The organism is Nitrobacter sp. Nb-311A (assembly GCF_000152905.1).
Taxonomy (GTDB): Bacteria; Pseudomonadota; Alphaproteobacteria; order Rhizobiales; family Xanthobacteraceae; genus Nitrobacter.
In genome coordinates, this window is sequence record NZ_AAMY01000009.1 from 106,640 (window position 1) to 115,497 (window position 8,858).

The following is an 8,858-nucleotide window of genomic DNA, read 5'->3' on the forward strand; positions in this document are numbered from 1 at the left end:
AAAAACTGTTAAGCCGATGGTATCGATCGCGCCCGCAATTCTGCCATGCGCGGCGGAGATGCGTTCTACGTAACCCCAGAATTGGTGTGTTTGTTTACAGCATACGGCGGCAAATCCCGGCGGATGCCGCTCCAGCCGTTGGGGCTTAAAGACTCGTTTACTTTGAAGATGACGCCGATAGAATCCAGGGAGCGCAGGCACATCCGCCGCCTAGGATTCATGTGCCGATCAGAGCCTTCACGCCGCGCCGAGCGCAATTCAATCCCGGACAGGGGATATTGGCTGGGGAACTAGGATTCGAACCTAGACAAACAGAGTCAGAGTCTGTTGTGCTACCGTTACACCATTCCCCACCGAAGTGACTGATTTTACAGAAGTCTTTAGGGAGGGTTTCCCGGGCCGCTAACGAACTTTGCAAATCAGGCGTCTTGGCAACGCTGATATAGCCGCGTCGGCGTTTGCGGTCCAGTCCTTCAAATCGGCCGTCTCGGCTGCGGTTTGTATTGAAGGCGCACCTCACCAGATCTGACGATAGCTGGCAAATTTCCGTAGCGTTGCATCGTAGCGCACCGGCACGATCCAGGGCAGCACCAGCCGCATGATCCAGTTGGCGACCGGCGAGACGTGCCGCACATAAAGATCGATCGGGTCAAGCCGGTGGCCCAGGTGAAGCTTGGGATCGTAATTTAACCCGCTGCTGCGGAAGCGCTTATAGCCATGGGCCATCGCCCAACTGATCACATCGCGCGAAACATAGTGATAGAGATGGAGATCAAGCGCGAAGTGGTAATCAAGGCCGATATATTCGGCAAAGATCTCGTCGCCTTCCACCATGCACAGCGCGAATGCCATCAGGGTATTGCCGCGATACCAGATGAAGAAGCGAGTCTTGTCGCTCATCTCGCAGCCGAGACGGCGGAAATAGTCTTTGGTCAATTTCTCGAAATGAAAGTTCGAGCGTTCGTAGCTCTGCAGGTAGAGCGGATAGATCTCGTCGATGAAGTTCGCCGCATTTTCGGTCACCGTCATTTGAAGACGGGACCCTTTAGTGGCGCGGAATTTCTTGCGCAGGTCACGGCGCGTCTTCGCACTTAGGGCTTTCTGCGTGTACTCATCGAAATTATCGTAATCGATGTCGAGCGTAGTCATCGGCATGCTCGGCGCGCGGGCAAACCCTTCACGCTCGAAACACGCAAGATCGCGGCGATCGCCGCGAGAGAATTCCTTGAGCACGATCATCCGCGCGCCCAACGCATTCGCCTGCGCAACGATACCTTGCGCCAATGTTTTGGCGACGGTCGCGGAAGAGAGATACGCACTGGCCGCGAGATGCCCTTCGCCCGCCGTGCAGCCGAGCATCAGCGTGCGCAGTTTCAGGAAACGTGGATAGCGGCGGCGGATGCGCGCGACGAGCGACAAACGATCGAGTTTGATGCCTTCCAGCACATCCTGGTCCAGCAGAAAATAAGGCTGCACCGCCAGCACACGGCCTGAGGCATCACGGATCGCGAAATAGCCGTACTCGAAATGATCGCGGATCGTGTCCGCGATGATCTCGTAGTAGCGGTGATCCTTGCGCTGGCCGGCGAAGGCTATCCGCCACGCTTCACAGGTTCGCAACTCGTCGCGGCTGATTGGCGCGATCGAAAGGGATTCAGGAGCGGGAATGTGCTGGTCCATGCGCCCTGCTGCTCTCGACAGCCGCCCGTCTGCATCAGGAATCAAACGCCTGGGGGAAAAAGCAGTTCCGGCGGGCGCCTCGCTGGGGTCTTTCACCGCTCTTGCAACTTCGAAGATGCGCTACTCGGCCGCTTCCTTGATCGAAGCGTGACCGGACAGGTTACGATCGTTGCGGCTCGGTCCGGACAGCCAGCTGGAGAATTGGTCGAGGTAGAGATAGACCACCGGCGTGGTGAAAAGCGTCAACGCCTGGCTGACCAGAAGCCCGCCGACCATCGCATAGCCGAGCGGCTGACGAATCTCCGATCCGGTGCCGGTGCCCAGCATCAGCGGCACGCCGCCGAGCATCGCGGCCATCGTGGTCATCATGATCGGCCGGAAGCGGAGCAGGGCAGCCTTGCGGATGGACTCTTCCGGCGACAGATGCTCCTCGCGTTCGGCAACGATCGCGAAGTCGACCATCATGATGCCGTTCTTCTTGACGATACCGATCAGCAGGATGATGCCGATCAGCGCGATCAGGCTGAAGTCGTAGCCGAACAGCATCAAGGTCGCCAAAGCCCCGACGCCCGCTGAAGGTAGCGTCGACAGGATCGTGATCGGATGAATGTAGCTCTCATAGAGAATGCCGAGGATCAGGTAGACGACGACGAGCGCGGCGAGGATCAAGAGCGGCACCGTGCCGAGCGATTGCTGGAACGCTTGTGCCGTTCCCTGAAAGCTGCCGTTGAGGGTGCCGGGCGCGCCAAGCTCGCGCATGGCGTTATGGACTGCGGCGGTGGCGTCGCCGAGCGATGCGTTCTCCGCGAGATTGAAGCTGATGGTGATGGCGGGGAACTGACCCTGATGACTGATCGATAGCGGTTGCACCGGCATTGTCGTCCACTTGGCGAAAACCGAAAGCGGGACCTGCTCGCCGGTGAGGGGTGATTTGAGGTAGATCTTGTCCAGCGTATCGAGCCTGCCCTGTAGTTCGGGTAGAATTTCGAGAATGACGCGATAGGTGTTGAGTTGCGTGAAGTACTGCGCAACCTGCCGCTGTCCGAAAGAGTCATAGAGCGTGTCGGAGATCAGCTGAGGCGAGATACCATAACGGGATGCCGCGTCGCGGTCGATCGTCAGCGTCAGCGTGGTGCCGCCGGTCTGCTGGTCTGTGGCGACGTCCCGGAGTTCGGGCAGCGCCTGCAGCTTCTTCAGCACTTTCGGCGCCCAGGCGTTCAATTCGTCGAGATCGGCATCCTGAAGCGTATACTCGAATTGGGTGCGGGTGGCGCGTCCGCCGAGCCGGACGTCCTGAGACGCCTGAAGAAACTGCCGTGCGCCTTCCACCCTGTCGAACTTTGGCCGCAGCCGCGCGATCACCTGCTGTGCGGACGCGTCGCGCTCCTCGCGCGGCTTCAACGTGACATACATGCGGCCGTTGTTGAGGGCGCTGCCGCCGCCGCCGATGAACATGGCGATGCTGTGCACGGCGGGATCGGCCAGAACGATCCGGCCAAGTTCCTCCTGCTTCTTCTTCATTTCAGCGAAGGAAATGTCCTGTGCGGCCTCGGAGGTGCCGAGGATCATGCCATTGTCCTGCTGCGGAAAGAAGCCCTTCGGGATGATGATGAACAGGTAGACCGACAAACCCAGCGTCATGAAGAACACCAGAAGCGTGGTCCGACGCCAGCGCAACACCAGATCAAGGCCGCGACGATAGGCATTGAGCATGGCATCAAAGCCGCGCTCGCTGAACTGGTAGAGGCGGCCGTGCTGGACGCTGTCATGGCTGCGCAGGAAGCGCGAGGCCATCATCGGCGTCAACGTCAGCGATACGACGAGCGACACCAAAATCGCCATCGCCAGCGTGATAGCGAACTCACGGAACAGACGCCCGATGATGCCGCCCATCAGCAGCAGCGGAATCAGCACGGCCACGAGAGAGATGCTGATCGACAGGATCGTAAATCCGATTTCGCGCGCGCCGGTCAGCGCCGCGGCCATCGGCTTTTCCCCCCGTTCGATGTGACGGCTGATATTTTCGAGCACGACGATAGCGTCGTCGACGACAAAGCCGACCGAGATCGTAAGCGCCATCAGCGACAGGTTGTTGAGCGAATAGCCGAACGGCCACATCAGCGCGCAGGCGCCCAGCAGCGCGAGCGGCACCGTGACGCTTGGGATGATCGTCGCCCAGAAACTGCGCAAGAACAGGAAGATCACCAGGACGACGAGCACCACGGTGATCAGCAGCGTCAATTGCACGTCTTCGACCGCCGCGCGGATGGTGGTGGTGCGGTCGCTGATGAGGTCGATCTTGATCGCAGGCGGGATCGCCGCGATCAGCCTGGGCAGTTCCGCTTTGATCCGATCGACGGTGTCGATGACGTTGGCGCCGGGTTGCTTGAAAATGATGAGGAATACGCCGCGCCTGCCGTTCGCCCATGCTGCCCGCTTGTTATCCTCCGGGCCCGTCACCGCCCGTCCGATGTCGCGGATCCGGAGCGGCGCGCCGTTACGGTAGGCGATGATGACGTCGTTCCAGTCCTTCGACTCGGTCAACTGATCGTTGGCGTAGATAGTGTAGCTGCGCGTGCCGCCGTCGATGCTGCCTTTCGGGCTGTTGACCGTGGTCACGGATATCTGGTTGCGGACATCCTCGAGCGACAGTCCCTTGGCCACCAGCTTGGCTGGATCGATCTGGATCCGAATGGCGGGTTTCTGCTGGCCGCCGACGAAAACCTGCCCGACGCCTGAAATCTGGCTGATCTGTTGTGCGAGCTGGGCATCGGTGTCGTCGCTCACCGTTGTCAATGGCAAGGTATCCGAGGTCGCCGATAACAGCATAATTGGCGAGTCGGCCGGATTGACCTTGCGGTAGGTCGGGGGACTCGGAAGGTTCTTTGGCAGTTGGCCGCCGGCGGCGTTGATGGCGCGCTGAACGTCATTGGCGGCCCCGTCGACATTTCGGTTGAGGTCGAACTGGACCGTGATCGATGTCGATCCGATCGAACTGGTCGACGTCATCTGTGCGATGCCGGGAATCTGCGCCATTTGCCGCTCGAGCGGCTGCGCCACCGAGGACGCCATGGTTTCGGGGCTCGCGCCAGGCAGGCTCGCCTGGACCTGGATGGTGGGGAAATCGACCTGCGGCAGCGGCGCCACTGGAAGCAGCGGAAACGCCACCAGACCGACGAACAGGATGCCCGCCATCAGTAGCGATGTACCGATGGGATAGCGAATAAAGGGCGCGGAAATGCTGTCGTTCATCCTAGTCGTCCGGTGACTCGGAGTTCGCGATTGTCGCGGTCACGACCGACCCTGGTTGAACCCGGTACTGTCCGGCGACAATAACACGTTCTCCCGGAGCAAGCCCTTTTTCGATGATGGTTTCGCCGTCGATCGACTTGCCGACCTTGATCTTGCGAAACTCGGCTTTGTTGTCTTCGTTGATTACGTAAGCATAAAGTCCGTCGGCTCCATGCTTGACCGCATCATCAGGAGCCACGACGGCATCCTTCGTAGTGGACACCAGCAGACGGGTCGAGACCGACTGCCCAGGCCACAGGACGTGGTCCTTATTCTCAAAAACCGCCTTCAGGCGGATAGTCCCGCTCGCAGTGTCGACCTGATTGTTGATCAGCGTCAGCGTTCCCTCGGAAAGTATCCTTTTCCCGTCGGGGGAATACGCGATCGTCTTCGGCGAACCGGCCGCGATGGCATCCTTGATTTGCGGCAGTTGGCTTTCCGGCGCGGTGAAAATCACGGCGATCGGCTCGATCTGCGCGATGGTGACGATGCCGGTTTGGGTTGAGGCGTTGACGATGTTGCCCCGATCGACAAGACGGAAACCGGTGACGCCCGCGATCGGCGCGCGGATGCTGGTATAGTCAAGTTGGGTTTGTGCATTGACAATCGCGGCTTCGTCCGCCGCGATCTGTGCCGTGAGCTGCTGCACCATCGATCGCTGGGTGTCGGTCTGCTTCCGCGTCGCGAATTCCCCGAGCTTGGTATAACGCTGCAGATCAAGTTCGGCATTGGCCAGGTTGGCTTCATCTTGCGCCTTTTTGGCCTTGGCCTGGTCGAGCGCGGCCTGGTAGGGCCGTTGATCGATATAGGCGAGCAGGTCGCCCTTCTCGACCAATTGACCTTCCTTGAACGCAATCCGGTCGATCTGACCATCGACACGCGTGCGGACCACGACGGTGTTGAATCCCTGCACGGTTCCAAGTCCGGTCAGATAGATCGGGAAATCGCTTTTGCGCACGGTGGCGACCTTGACCGGAACCGGCGGAACCTGTGCGCTGTCGCCGGGAGATCCGTTGTGCGTTTCCGCGCCATGGTGCCAAAGCGCGTAGCCGCCGATCACGGCCAGCGCCGCGACAAAAGACATCCAACCGAGAACTCGCGACCGGGACATGATGGCTCGCGCCTTGGAAATCGAGACTTCAATATATCGTGCGCAGCCGTGGTATATGCCTGCATTTTGTGTGTAAACACACCATCCCTTGAAGTCCTGAACAGTTGGAAAGCTTGGGGTCGATCGTCCCGTTGAGAACTATCCAGCCGCCTGCTTTTGACCGGCGCGAGGCATCAACGATTGAACAGCCTGATGCGATTTCCGCTGCATAAGACGTTTTGCGACGAATGTCAGCACGACGATCGAACGGACTCTTGGTTTCTTTAGAAGACCTCAAGGCGACGTATCGGGATTGTTCCTGAAGTTCGTGAGAGATAGCGATTAATAGTGAGCCTTGCTTCAACTGGCGAAGCTCGTGACGACGTGGCGCCCGCATTCCGTCTTTTTTCTGACTGCGGAGCATGATAGGGGTGCCCGTGTACGCAGCCTGATTTTCGATCTGAACATATGAAGCCCACATGTTTCGGGCTGATTTTGGAATGGTTTTAAATTGGTCGGCGCCTATGATCTTAATTTTCCGTCGAGCCGGGATGTGAACGCGTTGATGTTTAGGACGTCGCTGAAGACGATCTCACTCGCGGCCACGCTGACGATGTGGTCGCTGATTTCACCCGCGATCGCGCAGCAGGGCAGCGTGCCCCATCCGGCGTCGCCGTCCGCGCCGACGCCGGCATTGTCTGCACCGGCGACGCCGGCTCAGACATCCGCACCGTTGGCCTCCAGCGCATCGTCGCCTGCCACCAATGCCACGCCATCTCCCGCCGGTGACGCCGGCGCCAACCTGCTGAATCCGGACTCGGCATCGTCCCACGAATTATCGCCGTGGTCGATGTTTCTGTCGGCTGACATCATCGTCAAGCTGGTGATGATCGGTCTTGCGTTTGCCTCGCTGGTGACGTGGACGATCTGCATCGCGAAAATGGTGGAGCTGTCGCTTGCGCGGCGCAATCTCGGCACGGCGCTGAGGGAGATCAGCGAATCGCGGTCGCTGGCGGAGGCGCAAATGGCGCTCGGCGCAAGGGACGGCGTGCTGGCGTCATTGCTGGCTTCGGCGATGCACGAGGCGCGGCTCTCGGCCGGCATTTCCAGCGACGCCGGCATCAAGGAGAGAGCGGCGTCGAGCTTCGCCGAAATCGTCCGCGCTGAATCCCGGCGGGTTCGGCTCGGCATGGGGCTGCTTGCGACCATCGGCGCGACATCGCCTTTCGTCGGCCTGTTCGGCACCGTGTGGGGCATCATGAACAGCTTCATCGGGATTTCGAAGGCGCAGACCACCAACCTCGCGGTGGTGGCGCCTGGCATCGCCGAAGCCCTGCTCGCGACTGCGCTGGGTCTCGTCGCGGCGATTCTGGCCGTCATCATTTACAATCACTTCGCACGGGTGACGAAAGGCTATATCGAACTCGTCAGCCGGGCGTCGGGATCGGCCGGCCGGTTGCTGTCGCGCGATCTGGACCGCACCCATGGCGGGGCCATCAGTTCGCGCGCGGCGGAGTAGATCAATGGGCGCATCGATTGCAGAAGGCGGCTTCGACGACGACGAGGATTACGCTGAAGCGCACGATATCAATGTCACGCCGTTCATCGACGTCATTCTGGTTCTTCTGATCATCTTCATGGTGGCCGCGCCGCTGTCGACCGTCGATCTTCCGGTCAACCTGCCGACGTCGAGCGCGACACCGCAGAAGAAGCCCGACAAGCCGACCTATGTCAGCATCAAGGCCGACCTTGCCGTCGCCATCGGCGAGACGATGGTCAAGCGGGTCGATCTGGTGCGGACGTTGGACAGCACGCCGAACATGACCAAGGACAGTTTCATCTTCCTGCGCGCGGATCGTGCGGTGCCTTACGGCGACCTGATGGACGTGCTGGAGATCCTGCGCGCGGGCGGCTTCACCAAAATCAAGCTGGTCGCGCTCGAGGGGGTTCCGGACGCCCAATCGGTTCCTGCCGCGGCTAACGCAAAGCCCTGAACCATGTCTGAGATCGTCGTAGAGCCAGCGCCGTCCCGCCGTCTTTGGGTTTTGTCAGCGGCCGCCGCGCTTGCCATCCACCTCGGCTGCGTGGCGCTGGCGGTAGCCCAGATGCAAACGGATGAGTCGGCCGAGGATCTTGGCGCGCCGGCGATCGAGATCGGACTCGATCTATCCTCGCCGCGCCGCGAGGCGACCGACCTTCCGCCCGGGCCAGACACCGACGCGTCGACGGCCTCGCCCGCGCTTGCCGAACAGAAGGCGGTCGAGAAGGAAACCGATCTGCCCAAGGACACGCCGACGGAGACCGATGATCCGGACCGGATCGTCACCGAGAACGAGTCAAAAAAGCCGGTCGAAGAGGACCCTGAGAAGGCGGAGAAGCAGACCTCGGCCTCGCAGGAATCGGCGGCTTCTGAAGCAACCGCGATGCCGAGCGTTGAAAACGCACAGGAATCGGAGCGTTCGGTGGCGCCGCAGCAAGGCACCGGCGCCAGCGCGCGCCGAATCCGGGCCACCTGGCAGAAAGAACTGGTCGCCCACCTCGACAAGCACAAGCGTTATCCGCCGGAGCACACCCAGAAGAACGCCAAGATTCTCATTAACTTCGTGCTCGATCGCCTCGGCCATGTCGTGTCGGTGAATATTGTGAAGGGATCGGGCGATCCCGTCTTCGACCAGGCCGCACTCGCCATGGTGCACCGCTCAGACCCTGTGCCCCCGCCGCCGCCGCTGATCGCGGACGAAGGATTGAGCTTTACGCTGCCGGTCGTCTTCAGGGTCAAGGGCAAGGGATGACACCG

The 8,858-nt window shown here is 60.5% G+C and carries 6 protein-coding genes and 1 tRNA gene; 3 read left to right on the plus strand and 4 right to left on the minus strand.

Annotated elements, in window-relative coordinates; all coding sequences use genetic code 11:
• Positions 1-279: 279 nt before the first annotated feature.
• The 4 genes from NB311A_RS05240 to NB311A_RS05255 form a co-directional block, all read right to left on the minus strand.
• Positions 280-353: transfer RNA gene (locus NB311A_RS05240), tRNA-Gln, on the minus strand.
• Between the two features lie 163 nt (positions 354-516).
• Complete coding sequence (locus NB311A_RS05245; RefSeq protein WP_009797421.1) at positions 517-1,680, minus strand: GNAT family N-acetyltransferase; 1,164 nt, start codon at positions 1,678-1,680, stop codon at positions 517-519.
• 120 nt (positions 1,681-1,800) lie between these two features.
• The gene (locus NB311A_RS05250; RefSeq protein WP_009797422.1) at positions 1,801-4,932 is read right to left on the minus strand and encodes a multidrug efflux RND transporter permease subunit; all 3,132 of its coding nucleotides are present in this window, start codon (positions 4,930-4,932) and stop codon (positions 1,801-1,803) included.
• A gap of 1 nt (position 4,933) precedes the next feature.
• Complete coding sequence (locus tag NB311A_RS05255) at positions 4,934-6,082, minus strand: efflux RND transporter periplasmic adaptor subunit (protein ID WP_040674013.1); 1,149 nt, start codon at positions 6,080-6,082, stop codon at positions 4,934-4,936.
• A gap of 544 nt (positions 6,083-6,626) precedes the next feature.
• On the opposite strand from NB311A_RS05255, the gene exbB reads away from it, so the two are divergent.
• Genes exbB through NB311A_RS05270 form a run of 3 tightly spaced genes read left to right on the plus strand, consistent with a single transcriptional unit; the run spans position 6,627 to position 8,853 of the window.
• A complete protein-coding gene (gene exbB / locus NB311A_RS05260) occupies positions 6,627-7,580 on the plus strand; it encodes a tonB-system energizer ExbB (protein ID WP_040674031.1) in 954 nt (317 codons plus the stop codon).
• A 4-nt stretch (positions 7,581-7,584) separates the two neighbouring features.
• The gene (exbD, locus tag NB311A_RS05265) at positions 7,585-8,055 is read left to right on the plus strand and encodes a TonB system transport protein ExbD (RefSeq protein ID WP_009796322.1); all 471 of its coding nucleotides are present in this window, start codon (positions 7,585-7,587) and stop codon (positions 8,053-8,055) included.
• Positions 8,056-8,058: 3 nt separating this feature from the next.
• Positions 8,059-8,853: an energy transducer TonB gene (locus NB311A_RS05270; protein ID WP_009796922.1), complete on the plus strand. Its 795-nt coding sequence runs from the start codon at positions 8,059-8,061 to the stop codon at positions 8,851-8,853.
• Positions 8,854-8,858: the final 5 nt, after the last annotated feature.